This window comes from Sulfuricurvum sp. (assembly GCF_028681615.1).
Lineage (GTDB): Bacteria > Campylobacterota > Campylobacteria > Campylobacterales > Sulfurimonadaceae > Sulfuricurvum.
In genome coordinates this window covers 187,826-202,906 of record NZ_JAQUHV010000002.1, presented here as the reverse complement: position 1 = coordinate 202,906, position 15,081 = coordinate 187,826, and the positions used below count along the sequence as shown (strand labels likewise).

The window sequence follows — 15,081 nt, the reverse complement described above, 5'->3', positions numbered from 1 at the left end:
CACGATGATTTCTAAACTCTATCAGAGTAAACTGATCCGTTATGCTTTGATCGGAGGCTCCTCTACCCTGATTCATCTGGGGATTGCATTTTTGTGGCTTTATTTCGTCAACGCTTCACTCTTGTTTGCCAATATGGCCGGATTTTCCGTCGCATTTATGTTTTCCTATACGGTTCAATCACGATATGTTTTTCTCCATTCCCTTTCCCTTCCCAAAGCCTTTCGCTATTTTCTTGTTCAATTCGGAGCACTTTTGGCTTCATTATTTTTTTCTAATATATTAGTTGGGTACAATAGTTATATAAAAACACTCATCGTTGTTATACTATTACCGTTGATAACATTCGTTATTCATAAAGTTTGGACATTTCGTCATCATTAAAGGAAGATATTGCAACCTCAATTCCTCGAAAAAAATTTCACGTTTCTCTTTGCTTTCGGGTTGCTGATAGGGTTGTTTTTTTCCTTCCTCTATGCAAATCATCAAATCCTTACCGGCGATCAATTTCAAATGCTGGAAAAAGGGTATCTCGGTGCATATAAAGGCGTATGGCAATCTTATGGGAATGCCGCAAGTGCGGTAGGAAATGTCCCCGGATTGCTCTCAGCGCTGGTAGTCGGTATTCCGCTCATGTTTTGGGATTCGCCATGGGCACCTATGGTCTTGTTGATTGCACTCCACTTAGCATCTTTTTTACTTTTCAATGCTGTCATTAAACAAATTTTTAACCTCACGATTCAACTTATTTTTTTATTCCTGTATTGGCTCAATCCGTGGTTTTTATTTGAAAATGTCATCTATAACCCGTCGTATCTTTTCTTTTTCACTGCCTTACATTTTTGGTCGGCATACCACATGCGAGAGGACAAATCGTTTGGCTATACAATCCTACACCTTCTCTCGATAGCGATGGCAATGCAGCTTCATTACTCTTGGATCATCCTCGCAATGATTTCTCTCTATCTCTACGTACGAGGAATCATTAAAATCAATTGGTTTGCCGTAATAGCAGCCTTTTTCATTACCGCTCTCTCATTAATTCCTTATTTCCAAGCGTATCTCTCCCACCCTGAAATAAGACAAAATCCGGGGAATAAAGACCATGCCCGCTATATCGGATGGGGACTTGTACATGTTTATCCTATTTTCAAAGGGATCATTTATTGGTTCCGATATCCTTCATTCTTATTTAGCAATACGCTGTCCATGTACACTAATTTTGATTGGCTTACTAGCCATCCTATGATGCAAAAAACAGTGCAATACACCTACAAAGGGATGATCGAGATCATCGGCATCGCAAGTTTATGGATCGTATGGAAAGCCAACTATTACAGCTGGAAGTCCATCAAACCTATTGCTTTTAGACGATCCGTTTCGGATTATTCACAACAGCAATGGCTATCGATGTATGCGCTTGGAGCCTTTATCGCTATACTAATCAGCGGCGCTCTATCACCCATCGTATTTAATTATTGGCATGTCATTATCACTTTTGGGGTTTCTCTATTGCCGATTATCATTTTAATTGACTCTTATATTAGCAAGGATTCAAAACACGTGATAAAATATCTTTTTATCATCATTTTATACTTTGGATTGATCAATCTCATAGCTGCCAATGACAGCAAAAAATATTCCTACAAAGCCGATTACAGCCAGCAAGCGCGCCAATTCGTCTATCAGAAATTTTCGAACGCGCACTAAAAGCACTGTGGGGCAAATTAATCATGCGGTCAGTAAAATACTCTTTCCCGATTTTTTTTAAGATGGAGTTTGTTTTTTATGCTTTTTAACAGTTACGAGTTTATTTTTCTCTTTTTGCCAATTACTTTGTTTATCTATTTTTTGCTTAATAAAAAACGTCTTACCTATGCCTCCAAAGGGTGGATGGTATTGGCTTCGTTGTTTTTTTATTCTTGGTGGAATATCCTTTATCTCCCCCTTATTTTGGGTTCGATTCTCGTAAACTTTACTGTCGGATCGACGATATCGAAGATGGAGTCTCTTCGAAGCCCCTCTAAAAAAGCGTTCTCTCCCAAAACGCTTTTGACGTTCGGCATTCTCTCAAATCTCTTTTTGCTCGGTTATTTCAAATACATGGATTTTTTTATTACGAATGCCAATATGGTGTTGGGGATGCATTGGGAACTGATGCATATCATTCTGCCACTGGGGATCAGTTTTTTCACGTTTACCCAGATTGCCTATCTCGTCGATGCCTACCGTGGCGAAGTCAAAGAGATGGATTATCTCAACTACACCCTTTTCGTCACGTTTTTCCCCCATCTGCTTGCCGGACCGATCCTCCATCACAAAGAGATGATGCCGCAGTTCGACGGACTCAAAAATAAAGTCATCCAATACAAGAACATCTCCGCAGGACTTTTTCTTTTCTCCATCGGATTTTTTAAAAAGGTCATCATCGCCGATACGTTTTCGGTGTGGGCCAATACCGGATTCGATACGACTTCGGCACTCAACCTGCTCGAAGCATGGGCAACAAGTCTCTCGTATACGTTTCAGCTTTATTTCGATTTCAGCGGGTATACGGATATGGCGCTGGGGGTTGCGTTACTCTTTAATATCCGTCTTCCCGTTAACTTTAACAGCCCCTACAAAGCGCTCAATATTCAAGACTTTTGGAGACGCTGGCACATCACCCTCTCGCGCTTTTTACGCGACTACATCTATATCCCCCTCGGCGGAAACCGCAGCGGCGAACTCCGCACCTACGCCAACCTCTTTAGCGTCTTTTTGATCGGAGGGCTTTGGCACGGTGCGAGCTGGATGTTCGTCGCCTGGGGCGCATTGCACGGCAGTGCCATCGTACTCCATCGTGCATGGCAGCAAACAGGACTCTCTGTGAGCCGTTTCTTCGGCTGGTTCATCACCTTCAACTTTGTCAATATCACGTGGGTATTTTTTAGAGCTAAAGATTGGGATCAAGCGGCTAACGTACTCCATGGAATGATATTCGGCGACATTATTGTTTCTGAAAAATTAGAAAAACATCTTAATGTTTTGAAAAGTGCCGGTATCGAATTTGGACAATTCATGATCCACTTGGGGGGAAGTGCTTCGACGTGGATTTGGATCGTATCCGCTTTTATCCTTGTTATCGCAACCCCTAATTCCAATAGCCTTACGCAACGTTTCTACCCGTCCAAATTCAATTTGGCGGCTATCGTTATTGTGCTGCTGGATGCGCTCCTCCATTTATCTAAAAACAGTGAATTTTTATATTTCAATTTTTGAAGGCACAGAATGAAACATCGTCTTTTTTCGTATGGATTAGTGGGCATTACCCTCTTTTTATTTGCCGCGATCGGCGCGTTTAATTATGTCATCGACCCCTACGGATACAACCATGCTTTTCCTCTAAAAATAAATGCAAAAAAAAGAGTCCAGAACGAGCGTCAGGACAAGTTTACCCTTTTATCCAAATATCCCCATGTCGAAAGTTTTATTTTTGGCTCTTCCAGAGCGTTGCGCCTGAATCCGGATATTGTTACCTCTATTACAAAAGACGAAACGCTAAACATGGCATTTTGTAGCGCATCGGAAGACGAATACTATCTCTACATTAAATATCTTGTCGAGACTCGAAAAGTCAAAACACTCATTATCGGTATCGATCTGTTTGCCTATGCAGATGCCTATCAATCGAACGATACTCTTCCTGCGTCGCTGCTAGCCTATTATCATTTGGAAAATACACCTCAGATGTCGTCCTATCTGAATTACGACACGCTCAAAGATTCCCTTAAAACCGTTCAAGTTAATATAAAAGCAATACCGTCGCTCAATGAATACTACACACCGCATGGACAAAACATACGGATCGAATACCTCAAGGCAGCGGAAAATCAAACGACATTAAAATCTTATACGTACAAGAACGTTATCGAAAAGCCTCCTTTTTGGCATATACAAAAAGATAAACTTTCGCAAGAAAGACTAAACCAATTGAAAGAAATCAAAAAACTGTGCGACCAAAAAGGGATTCGGCTGTACCTGTTTATGAATCCGCTATGGATCAAACAGATTACGATGAAACAAAATAAATTTTTTCTTCAAAAAGCACTTCTAAAATACATAGTAACTACTGTTCAGCCTGTTTGGGATTACAATGCAATCACGGCCATCAATACTGATCCCTACGCTTATGAAGACCAGTTTCATTTTTCCTGCAAAACAGGCGATTCGATACTATCGGAAGTCATAGGCAGCAAAGCATCAATCGCAAAGTACTCCGGAACCTATGTAACACCACAAAATCTGGAAGCCTATCTAGATCAAGTAGATCAAAATTTGCGGATGTATTTAAAAAAAGCTCATTAACATTATTTCCACGTAATATTTTCCTTCACCACGCGAGCGGGATTACCGGCTATAATAGCATTAAGCGCATCAGAAGGCTTTGTCACGGTAGTATTGGCACCGATAATGCAGCCATCCTTGACCGAGCTTCCTTTCAGAATAAAGCTTCGTGCACCGATCCATACATTATTTCCGATTGAGACTTCTTTATCTTCATTGATACAGCGATTGTTTTCATCGTAAATCTGATGATGATCCGTATCCATAATAATCGATTCCCATGCCATTTGCGAGTGGTCGCCGATGGTGATTTTTTTGTTGCAGATAATCGTGCCGTCACCCGAAATCAAAAAATTTTCTCCCAATTCCAACTCACCGGTCACGATTAATTTCGAACCCAGCCCTATTTTGCATTTACCTTTAAACGTGAGAGTTCCTTCCAAAAACACGACGGTACGCTGATACCGATAATCGATCATTTCGATATTCCCGAAACCGATCCGGATCATCCCTGTTTTTGGAGTACTTATCTTCACTTTGCCCGACAGCGATTGTAGTTTTGTTTTGCGGGAGACAATAATCGGAAGACGGATCGCCTGCAAAAAAGGTAAAACTCTAAAATTGAAATAGATACTTTTGGGTATCCCCGCTCCGTAACGGATGAGATTAACGATTTTTCCCGTTTTCAATATCATTGTTTTTCCTCTTTATAATCGATTCACTACGGATTGAAGTGCCTCAAACACATTATCGACCGATGGAATCGAACCGTCCGAATTAAAAACAGCCGTATGTATCTGTGGATTCGGCAGATAGCGGTAGGGAACCGTAGAAAAAAAGATACCGACCGTCGCGGTTTCAGCCGCAATAGCCATATTACGGATTCCCGTATCGTTACACACAACGGTCTGCGAAGAGCCCAGATATGCGATCATCTCTTCCAGAGGCAGCGCACTTAATTTGGAGACATTGGGCAAATCCGCCAATACCGATACCGTATCATCCACTTTTTCGTTTGCCCCAATCCCCTCGAGCAAAATATGCTCGTGTTCCGGATAGGCTTGCGCCATTTTACGGATCAATACGCTGAACGACTCTTTGGGCCACTGTTTCGAGGGAACCGATGCCCCCATGAAATAGATAATACGAGACTCTTTTTTCTCTGATACTTTGTAGCCATAGTCGATCTTTGCTTCCTTCGGCGCTCCAAGAATGTGAAGCATATGAAGCAATATTTCCATTTCAGGGACCAAATCGGAACGAAGAACACTGACATCGAAAAAAAGAAAATTTTTAAACCGCCGGTAAGGGAACCCGATTTTCAAGACCGCTTTCGCAAAAAAAGAAACCATTGCCGAAGAGGCCGTATCGGCCATATCAAACAATATATCGTGCTCTTCCAGTTCTCGTATTTGTTTTAAACGCGAGAAGAAAGAGGTTTTTTTTCCCTCAATCTTTTTATCGACAACATGAATACGATCTACTAGATCGACCGGAGCACCATAACTGTAAGTGTTGACAATACTTAGTGTGATCGTGGCATTCGGAAAAAATGACCGTGTTTGTATCAAAAACGGCCGTAACACCATCATATCCCCAATTGCGGCATGACGGATAACCACTATCGATTTTACTGATTCGGGGGACATCCGCCCTGCACTCTTTATTCCTTGTTTAGATGCCCACGCACCTTTTTCAAACCATAATTTCATTGTTACGCTTTCAGTAAAGTTTGTTGCAACAGTTTAAACTGTTTTTGACTCTCGAACATTTCCATCGCTTTGAGTTGTCCCGCTTTGGCAAAGTCCATACGCATATGGATATCATACGCAAGTCTCTCTAATTTAACGCTCAAATCATCACTGTCAAACGTTTTAAATAACACCCCGTTTACCCCGTCATCGATAATCTCCAGCGGCCCGCCGCTGTCACTGGCTACGACGCAGACACCGCACATCATCGCTTCGATCAGTACCAGTCCGAACGTCTCCTTTTCCGTTGCCAAAACAACCGTATCACATACCTGCATCACTGTCTGAGCTTCATTGGTAAATCCGGTAAATACAGCTATATCCCTGTACTCTTCCTGCAAACGCTGCAAATACACCTCATCCATTGCGTGACCGACGATCAGCGCTTTGGCATCGATCCCTTTTTGAGTGAGTTTCATGAGCGCTTCGAGTACCAGATGCTGCCCTTTTTGAACCTCTATCCGTCCTACGATACCAACTGTAAACGATCTCCCCAGACCCAAACGTTCGCGACGGATTTGTTTTTCTTCTTCGGAAATGATTTTCGGTTGCTCGGCACCGATGTAGAGAACTTCTACTTTCGGACGAATCTCTTCGGGGATGAATTTTTCGATTTGCGTTTTAACCTGCTGCGTCACGGGAAGCATCATGTCCAGATTTTTATAGAGAAATCGGTGATAGAAATCGTCTTTGAAACGGGTCATCGTCATATGGCGCGACTGTACGACACGGGGTTTGCGCTTGGAAATCAATTTTGCCATGACAGCCAGCGGCAAATCTTTCGTCCAGTGCAGATGCACGACATCGATCTTTTCCTGATCAATTATTCTGGCAAGGGTACGGGCACTGAACCACGAAAAGAGTGTATTGCGGCGTTTCAGAGGGATAAAAGGGAGTCCATTTTTTTCATACTGCTCTTTGAGCTTCCCGTTTTCATTGATAACGCTGATGCATTCGCCGTGTTCACTAAGATAGCGTGCAGAACGCATCATATACAGTTCCAATCCTCCCAAATCGGGGGAGAGGCATAGTTCGCAAATCTTATTCGCCACGTTGTCTCTTTTGTTCGAGATTCAATTCATAAAGCTTGATATATTTGTAAAAATTGGTCGCCATATGGGAAAATGCGATGATAAGTCCCGCATACCCGTCCAAAAATCCCCGCTTGAGGATATAGGTGCGAAAAAACGAGTAGAGCCCGTTGAAAAACGCTTTAGTGGGAGAAGAAGATTTTTTGCCGACGTTATCGGTTGCAAACAGAGTGGAATAACGATCGGCTTTGATCACAAATTCCGAAATACTCTGATAGGGATAATGGCTGAAACTGTTGTGAAGCGTAGAACGGCCCAACCCCTCGCTTAGGATATGCTCATGCACGTGCTTATCGCTGTATCGGGTCGTTTTGCGGTGATAGATACGGACAATTTCATCCGCACCCCAGCAATGGCGGATTTCCGTCGTTTTGTAAAAGTTTTTACGCAACAGGGTATAAACCGTTTTGGATTCGAGTGCCAGCGACATAATCTCAGCGACAATCGCTTCATCCATTACCTCATCCGCATCGAGAGAGAGTATCCAATCATGCACGGCATACTCCGCCGCTGCATTTTTCGTCGGACCGAACCCGATAAATTCCCCTTCTATGAGCCGAACGTTCGGATATGCTGAAGCGATTTCGGCTGTGTTGTCCGTCGATCCGTTGTTGTAGACGACCACATCATCAAAAGCTTTCAGACTCTCCAAACACGAAGAGAGTGTTGCGGCTCCGTTTTTTACAATTATAACGACGGAAACACCCATTCTTTCAGCCTTTCAGTATCATCCAACAGAGTTTTTAGTATCATATCACACCCTCTCTTAAGGACTTTTCTAACTCCTATGAATATCCGATACGAATATAATCCGGCATTTGAATCCCTCAAACCCTCGTTTGAAGCGATCCGAACCATTTTTGCCCAAGACGATCACTCGATCCACAAAGCCCGTAATGAACTCAAAATCATTGATATTCAGGGGATTAAAACCGTCGTAAAATCGTTTAAAGTCCCCCATGTGATAAATCGTATCGTCTATTCCAATTTTCGTCACAGCAAAGCCTATAAATCATATCATAACGCCCTGCGTTTGCGAGAACTCGATATTTCAACCCCTCAGCCGATCGCCCTCATTGAGTTTTTTGAATCAGGATTATTAGCGGACAGTTATTTTATCAGCGAATATTTTGAGTACGATTTCACCATTCGTACTCCGTTACTTGAGCCATTGAGTGATCGGGAAGCGATTTTTACCGCGTTTGCCGCCTATACCTACGAGCTGCACCAAAAAGGGGTATGGCATCTCGATTATTCACCTGGCAATATTTTAATAAAAAGAACCGATTCAGGATATCAGTTCAGTATCGTCGATATCAACCGGATGGAATTTCGAGAAATCACCCCGATTCAAGGGTGTGAAAATTTTAACAAACTCTGGGCAAGCAATGAGGAACTCGAAATTATGGGACGCGAATACGCTCGGCTCAGCGGTCTGGATGAATCGCTCGCAATCCGTGAAATGAAACGGCATAATGACGCCAACAAACGGGTCAAAAACTTCAAAAAAAGGCTCAAGAAAGCGATGAAAGGCGATTTTTCAGCTCTCTCTTAACCTTCTCGAACATCTCCGACCGTCCCTGCGGGTTGAGGGGGATCATAAAGTGGTGCTGATTTTCCCCAATACTTTTCCATCGCAATGCCGAAGCGAAACGGGTATCGGCAAAAAATGTAAACGTCTCGCACCCTACCGCGTTTGCCAAATGATACGTTCCGGTCGATGTACTTATAAACAGTTTAAAACAGCTCAAAAGCTTGGCAAAATCGACCACGCTTCCTACCGAACGGTATAGTACTACCCTGCTCTCACACAATGCTTCTTTCGCTTCCTCATACAGCTTTTCTTCATCCGGACCGAACGTCATCACCACATCGACATTCCCTTCAGCCTCAGCGATGCGTACCAGTTCGACGTATTCGCTTAGCGTCCAGTTGGCATCCGAAGAACCGCCGAAACCGGGATGAAACGCTACCACAGGTTTTGTAATGGCGAATTCCGCACAAAAGTCCGAATAAGCCTCTTCGCTCCCCTCAAAGTGCAATAGCGGCGTGGGGAAATCGAGTGAAATATCGCTAAACAGCGCTTTGGCCAACTCCAGATTGTATTCAAACTCCGCCATCTCCACGCGGCTGCGGCGTTGCGTGATACGGCGGTTGTAAAAAAATTGGGCTATTTTGGTAGCCGGGGCAATACGGACAGGGATTCGGGCGATCCACTGCGCAATCGCCACACGGGTATTGGAAAAGAGGGTAACGGAAGCGTCGATTTGGGCTTGTTTGATTTTAAAGGCAAGCTCTAGAATATCGTCTCCCGTATCAACGACCACCTCATCGATAAAATCGCATGACTCGGCCAAACGGCGGTTGAGAGGTGCTACAAGGGCGATAATACGGTTGGAAGGATTATAGTGTTTTAAAACATACAGGGTTGGCAATGCCGTGATAAAATCCCCCAGTTTATCGTTACGAACCACCATTATATTCATGTCATCACCCCGTATTTAGTATCGGTATTCTACCTGATTGATGGTAAAGAAAACGCTATAATACGCGTATGAAAGCACCGTTTGCCTGGGATCATTATTCCGATCAGCCCGCCATCATCAAAGATAAAGCATTAAAACGCAGCATGCGGCGCAGTGCTCTTCCTTCGCTAATCAAAACATTTTGCGTTGCGTTGCTCACCCTCCCCGTCTCCGCATTCATCATGCCGTTTATACCGCGTCGACATATAAGCGGAGAACACTTTTTCGGTATGGGGGTCAATCTCTCTTATGAACCCAATACGGTCCCTTATCTGGTCGATGAGCTGGGGATCAAAAAGCTCCTGATCCGTATTCCGCTGTGGGAGATGGATCGGCTACACGAATACGTCACCTTTATCCGCTCTTTTAAAGACAAAGAGATCACCGTTGCATTGCTCCAAGACCGTGAGCACATCACGAGTCCCGATATGAGCAAGGATCACTTCATCCAAATCTTCGAAGCGTTAGAGAGAGTTTGCCATACCTACGTTATCGGTTCGACTATCAACCGTGCCAAATGGGGATTTTTCAGTGTTAATGAATACCTCAATTTTTATTCGGTTGCCTACGCACTCAAAAAAGAGCGATTCCCCCATCTCAAACTGATCGGTTCCAATGTTATCGATTTCGAATACCATTTCACCGCCCACACCCTCTTCAACCTCAAACCGATCCGTTACGATGCGCTCGGAAGCCTTCTCTACGTCGATCGCCGCGGTGCTCCCGAAAATACCCAAATGGGGTTTGACCTGATCGGAAAAATACGATTTTTGGCTGCTTTGATACGATTAAGTCCCAAAACATCCGATGAGTTAATCATTACTGAAACCAACTGGCCGATCAAAAACACCGCCCCGTATGCTCCGACCAGTGAAACGGAATGTGTGAGCGAAGAGGATTACAGTGACTATATGGTGCGCTATCATCTCCTCGCTTTTGCGTCACAGCAGGTGAGTTGCGTCTTCTGGCATCAACTCATTGCTCCGGGATACGGGCTGATCGATAACCGCGAGGGGATACGAAAACGCCCCTCTTTTAATGCCTATAAAACCATGCTGTTTCATTTACAGGATGCCGAGTTTATACGCTATCGCACGAATAATGAGGGGCATCTTCTCGTTTGTTCTACCCCAAGAGGAGAATTGCATATTTCATGGGATCCCACTTCGACACCACTCTACACTTATAAGGCAGCTTCGTGAAACTACTCGTCATTCTCCCCAACTGGCTAGGCGATGCCGTAATGGCGACCCCCTCTATCGAAGCACTATGCGCACTCTATCCCGAAGCGGAGCTCACATTGGTCGGTTCGTTTGTGAGCATCGAAGCGCTCAAATATCATCCCCAATGCGTACGGCATTATGTCGATGAAACGAAAAAAGGGGGCAATCGTCTCGTCAATACCCTGCGATTTGCTCGAGAGTTGGGTCGTCACGACATAGGGATAACATTTCGCAATCAGCTCCACTCCTCCCTGCTGCTCTCGTGGACAAAAACACCAATTACGGCGGGACGGAAGAGCTGGCATTCAAAACTCTTATTGACGCATGCCATCAAGCCGCACCATCCTTCCCATCTGGTGGAACAGTACCGCGATATCGCCCAAAGTCTGAGTCCGTCGCCTCTGGTCATTCAAAACCTCAGACTGCATATTCCGCTGCATCCGTATAAACGCCCTACCCTCGGACTCAATCCGGGAGCAACCTATGGAAGCGCCAAACGATGGTATCCCGAAAAGTTTGCCGAAGTGGCGCGTGCTTTGAGTGAGCGCTTCGATATTATCCTCTTCGGCGGCCCCAATGAAGTGGGTATGGCCAACGATATCGAATCACGCTTAAGCGGTTTGAACGTTACCAATCTTGCAGGAAAAACGTCGATTCAGGAGTTATGCAGTTTTATCGGCGGATTGGATCTTTTTATTACCAACGACAGCGGCCCGATGCACGTCGCAGCAGCCTATCAGGTACCGACAGTGGCGATCTTCGGACCGACACGGCATTTGGAAACATCGCAATGGATGAATGAAAAAAGTCTTATAGTGAGACATGATATGGAGTGTGCACCGTGTATGAAACGTGAGTGCCCGCTCGGACACCACGAATGTATGAAAAGTATTACAGCAGCAGAAGTAATTGAAGCTGCTCAAAAATTAATCTAGCCTCAACAACACACCAAGAGCAAGGTCGCTCGCAGTAGTGCGAAAGCGTACCGCTAGCGATTTGTTGTAGAGGCGATTTTCTTTTGCATACTTTTCTTATTAAAAAGAAAAGTCTGAAATTAAAAGTCTAATCTAAGCCCGAAATACCATGAGCTGTTATACGTCACATCACGGCTTTTGATATTGGTATCGATTTTTCGGTATCCCACTTCGACCCGGCCGTTATCGATCGGCTCAGCATCCAAATGCAGGCGTGTTTCCAAATACGAATCCCCGTCTTTGAAGCTCAACACCGACGGAGCATAATAGAGCGATCCTCCGAGATAAAACGGGAAAGGGGTATTCAAAGGGAGCAGAAGTTCCGCTTCGGCACCCAAAGGAATCGCCGCATACGTATTACCGTCAAATTTGGTGTATTCTCCTTTGATTCCCAGCCCAAGTTTCAATCCTTGAACCCCTTGAACCGGACGCATCACCATAAATGAGACCTCCATCAACGGGTCCGTATTGGCAATCGTATTGCTGTTGTTGTTATCCCCGTTTAAAAAACGTGCACCGATATAGGTATTTTGCATCGCATTTCCCATACGACCCATGTCTAAACGGATTTGCCCTTCGACATCCCTGCTGTTCACATTCGCTTCAATTTGGTGTGCGGCGAATGCCCCACTGCTGAGTAAAGCGCATAAAATTATTTTTTTTAGCATAGTGTCCCTTCATTAATTCGAGCTATCGTGGCAGTCGTACTTTTTCCGTCCACAAACTGCACCAATCGCAGTTCCTTAGCAAATTCCGCTCCAACAACCGATTTGCCCTCATAATCTCCCCCTTTGACAAGGATATCGGGAGCAATGTTTTTAATCAGTTCATACGGAGTTTCATCGCTAAACATCACCACAAAATCGACCGATTCGAGCGCGGCTAAAATATAGGCACGATCCGCTTCGGGATTCACAGGACGGGTCGGACCTTTCAGGGTACGAACCGAACTGTCCGAATTGAGCCCGACAATCAAGACATCCCCGTAACTTTTCGCCTCTTGGAGATATTTCACATGCCCGACATGGAGGATATCAAAACATCCGTTGGTAAAGACTACCTTCTTCCCTTCACGTCTTAAACGCTCGGAGATAGCAAAAATCTCTTCTTGCGTTTTGATGTGCATATCCGACGTGCTTTGGTGCAGACTGGAGGCATATTCCTCGATTTCGGCAAGCGTAACGGTAGCCGAACCGATTTTACCGACGACAACGGCGGCGGCATGATTAGCAAATGGGGCTGCTTCATCGATGCTCAGCCCCGCACTCAAAGCAAATGAGAGGGATGCGATCACCGTATCCCCCGCACCTGTCACATCATAAACCTCTTTGGCCACGGTAGGAAAGCGGCGCATACTTTTGTCATAGATCGCGATACCGTCTTCGGACAGGGTTATCATCGAACATTCGAGAGAACACGTTTCTTTGAGACTTATAAGCGCTTTTTGGAGACTTTTGTCATCTTTGATTACGATTCCTGTCGCTTCCGATGCCTCTTTTTTGTTCGGTGTCAGTAAATAGGCTCCGCGGTATTTGCGATAATCTTTCCCTTTCGGATCAACCAAAACCTTTTTTCCTGCTGCTTTTGCCGTAGCGATTATCCCGCCCGCAACGGCATCGGTAATGACCCCTTTTCCGTAATCGGAAAGGATGATAATATCGCACGTATCGATGACATCAATAACATATGAGACGATAGAACGTTCGCTCACTTTATCAATTGACTCTTTCGATTCTTTGTCGTAGCGCAAAATTTGTTGATTCGAAGCGATGATTCGACTTTTTTTGGATGTTTTTCTCCCCGTTTGGCGCATAAGACCGTCACTGTTTGCACCGATGGCCGAAAGCATACTTCGCAATTCTTCGCCGTTTTCATCGTCACCGATGACACCGCTCACACTCACACGCGCGCCTAAAGCGATTAAGTTGTTGATCACGTTTCCGGCACCGCCGAGCACTGTCGTCTCACGAGAAATATCAACAACCTGTACCGGAGCTTCGGGAGAGATACGCTCGCATCCGCCCCAAAGATAGTGGTCGATCATCAAATCACCGATAACGAGAATATGAGGATGGGTTTCGTTTAACTTTTTCATTAGAGTTCCTGCTCAAACAGACGCTTGATTTCCGGTACGTATGCCGCAATCCCCTCTTCAAAGCTAAAGCGCGGTTCATATCCCAAGATCGCTCTTGTAGACTCGATATCGGCTTCCGTATGGAACTGATAGCGTCCGATATACGGGTTGGGGATGTATTCACAGCTCAAAGACGTCCCCAGTTCGTTCTGGAGGATATCCACCATCGATTGGAACGATCGCGCTTTTCCGGTACCGACATTGAAAACACCGTTCTCTTTCGGATTCATAGAGAGAACATTGGCTTGAATGATATCTTCGATGTAGATGAAATCGCGTAAGATTTTATCCGAGTTTTCAAACAGTTTCGGATTTTTCCCTGCCAACAGCTGATGACCGAATTGTACGACCATCGACGCCGTTTTATTTTTGAAAAATTCTCTAGGACCGTATACATTAAAATATCTCAATCCCACAATACTGATATGATCGTACTTCTTGGTATATTTATGCGCTAAATGGTCCATCATCAATTTTGAAAAACCGTAAACGTTTTGAGGAGCCTCTCGTCCGACACGCTGAGGCGAAGGGGCATCACCATAGGTGGCTCCGGAAGAAGCATAAATCATATTGGCACCGTGTGCCACAGCGATATCGAGGAGATCTTTAAACGCGTTGACATTGGTCTGAATCATCAAATCCTGTTCCAGTGCCGTGGTATCGGAAATTGCGGCTTCATGGAAAATGTAATCGAATTGATAATCGCGTTTGAGCTTTGAAAGCAATGCAGTGTCATTGATATCACCGCTGATCACTTCACCCTGAAATCCCAAGAGATTTTTAAAATGACCGAAACTTCTGAGATTGCCGTTCGACAACGTAATATTCGAGCGGAAAAGGTCCAAAACTACAACATGGGTTTCAGGATAGTTCTCCTGAAAATAGAAAGCGAGGTTGGATCCGATGAATCCCGCCCCTCCCGTGATTAAAATGGTTTTTCGATTCAAATCGGCAGAACTGTAGCGCATATATTTTTCCTCTAATTACAGGTAGTAGCATATTGTAACAAAGCTTCTATTAAAGGAGAGAAATGTTAGAGTGATTTAAGATTGCTAAGAC

At 44.4% G+C, this 15,081-nt stretch carries 15 protein-coding genes; 7 read left to right on the top strand and 8 right to left on the bottom strand.

What is annotated here, in order from left to right; genetic code table 11:
• The first annotated feature begins 4 nt into the window (after nt 1-4).
• From PHE37_RS04235 to PHE37_RS04220, 4 genes are all read left to right on the top strand, one after another.
• On the top strand, nt 5-382 hold the full coding sequence (locus PHE37_RS04235) for a GtrA family protein (protein WP_299993732.1): 378 nt from the start codon (nt 5-7) through the stop codon (nt 380-382).
• 9 nt (nt 383-391) lie between these two features.
• Nucleotides 392-1,708: a 3-deoxy-D-manno-octulosonic acid transferase gene (locus tag PHE37_RS04230; protein WP_299993730.1), complete on the top strand. Its 1,317-nt coding sequence runs from the start codon at nt 392-394 to the stop codon at nt 1,706-1,708.
• Between the two features lie 78 nt (nt 1,709-1,786).
• Complete coding sequence (locus tag PHE37_RS04225; protein WP_299993729.1) at nt 1,787-3,259, top strand: MBOAT family protein; 1,473 nt, start codon at nt 1,787-1,789, stop codon at nt 3,257-3,259.
• Nucleotides 3,260-3,268: 9 nt separating this feature from the next.
• On the top strand, nt 3,269-4,345 hold the full coding sequence (locus PHE37_RS04220; RefSeq protein ID WP_299993728.1) for a hypothetical protein: 1,077 nt from the start codon (nt 3,269-3,271) through the stop codon (nt 4,343-4,345).
• Between the two features lie 2 nt (nt 4,346-4,347).
• On the opposite strand, the gene PHE37_RS04215 is transcribed toward PHE37_RS04220, so the two are convergent.
• The 4 genes from PHE37_RS04215 to PHE37_RS04200 are packed head-to-tail and all read right to left on the bottom strand — an operon-like array spanning nt 4,348 to nt 7,875.
• Entirely contained in the window at nt 4,348-5,019 is a 672-nt protein-coding gene (locus tag PHE37_RS04215) for an acyltransferase (RefSeq protein WP_299993727.1), read from the bottom strand.
• A gap of 12 nt (nt 5,020-5,031) precedes the next feature.
• Nucleotides 5,032-6,036: a glycosyltransferase family 9 protein gene (locus PHE37_RS04210; RefSeq protein WP_299993726.1), complete on the bottom strand. Its 1,005-nt coding sequence runs from the start codon at nt 6,034-6,036 to the stop codon at nt 5,032-5,034.
• A 2-nt stretch (nt 6,037-6,038) separates the two neighbouring features.
• Nucleotides 6,039-7,127 (bottom strand): glycosyltransferase family 4 protein, encoded by a 1,089-nt coding sequence (locus tag PHE37_RS04205; protein WP_299993725.1) that lies wholly within the window; start codon nt 7,125-7,127, stop codon nt 6,039-6,041.
• The gene (locus PHE37_RS04200; protein ID WP_299993724.1) at nt 7,117-7,875 is read right to left on the bottom strand and encodes a glycosyltransferase family 2 protein; all 759 of its coding nucleotides are present in this window, start codon (nt 7,873-7,875) and stop codon (nt 7,117-7,119) included. The genes PHE37_RS04205 and PHE37_RS04200 overlap by 11 nt, the downstream gene beginning before the upstream one ends.
• 78 nt (nt 7,876-7,953) lie before the next feature.
• On the opposite strand from PHE37_RS04200, the gene PHE37_RS04195 reads away from it, so the two are divergent.
• Nucleotides 7,954-8,721: a lipopolysaccharide kinase InaA family protein gene (locus tag PHE37_RS04195; protein WP_299993723.1), complete on the top strand. Its 768-nt coding sequence runs from the start codon at nt 7,954-7,956 to the stop codon at nt 8,719-8,721.
• Here PHE37_RS04195 and PHE37_RS04190 read toward each other — a convergent pair.
• A complete protein-coding gene (locus tag PHE37_RS04190; RefSeq protein ID WP_299995626.1) occupies nt 8,681-9,652 on the bottom strand; it encodes a glycosyltransferase family 9 protein in 972 nt (323 codons plus the stop codon). The two genes, PHE37_RS04195 and PHE37_RS04190, sit on opposite strands and share 41 nt — an antisense overlap.
• Nucleotides 9,653-9,720: 68 nt before the next feature.
• Between PHE37_RS04190 and PHE37_RS04185 the strand changes: the two genes are divergently transcribed.
• Both PHE37_RS04185 and waaF read left to right on the top strand, forming a co-directional pair.
• Nucleotides 9,721-10,893 (top strand): glycosyl hydrolase, encoded by a 1,173-nt coding sequence (locus tag PHE37_RS04185; RefSeq protein ID WP_299995628.1) that lies wholly within the window; start codon nt 9,721-9,723, stop codon nt 10,891-10,893.
• Nucleotides 10,890-11,849, top strand: a complete 960-nt coding sequence (gene waaF / locus PHE37_RS04180; RefSeq protein ID WP_299995630.1) for a lipopolysaccharide heptosyltransferase II — start codon at nt 10,890-10,892, stop codon at nt 11,847-11,849. The genes PHE37_RS04185 and waaF overlap by 4 nt, the downstream gene beginning before the upstream one ends.
• Nucleotides 11,850-11,968: 119 nt before the next feature.
• Here the strand turns inward: waaF and PHE37_RS04175 are convergent, their stop codons facing one another.
• Genes PHE37_RS04175 through rfaD form a run of 3 tightly spaced genes read right to left on the bottom strand, consistent with a single transcriptional unit; the run spans nt 11,969 to nt 14,990 of the window.
• Nucleotides 11,969-12,556 (bottom strand): YfaZ family outer membrane protein, encoded by a 588-nt coding sequence (locus PHE37_RS04175; RefSeq protein ID WP_299995632.1) that lies wholly within the window; start codon nt 12,554-12,556, stop codon nt 11,969-11,971.
• Nucleotides 12,550-13,983, bottom strand: coding sequence for a D-glycero-beta-D-manno-heptose-7-phosphate kinase (gene rfaE1, locus PHE37_RS04170; protein ID WP_299995634.1), 1,434 nt, complete (start codon nt 13,981-13,983; stop codon nt 12,550-12,552). The genes PHE37_RS04175 and rfaE1 overlap by 7 nt, the downstream gene beginning before the upstream one ends.
• Nucleotides 13,983-14,990, bottom strand: coding sequence for an ADP-glyceromanno-heptose 6-epimerase (rfaD, locus tag PHE37_RS04165; protein WP_299995635.1), 1,008 nt, complete (start codon nt 14,988-14,990; stop codon nt 13,983-13,985). The genes rfaE1 and rfaD overlap by 1 nt, the downstream gene beginning before the upstream one ends.
• Nucleotides 14,991-15,081: the final 91 nt, after the last annotated feature.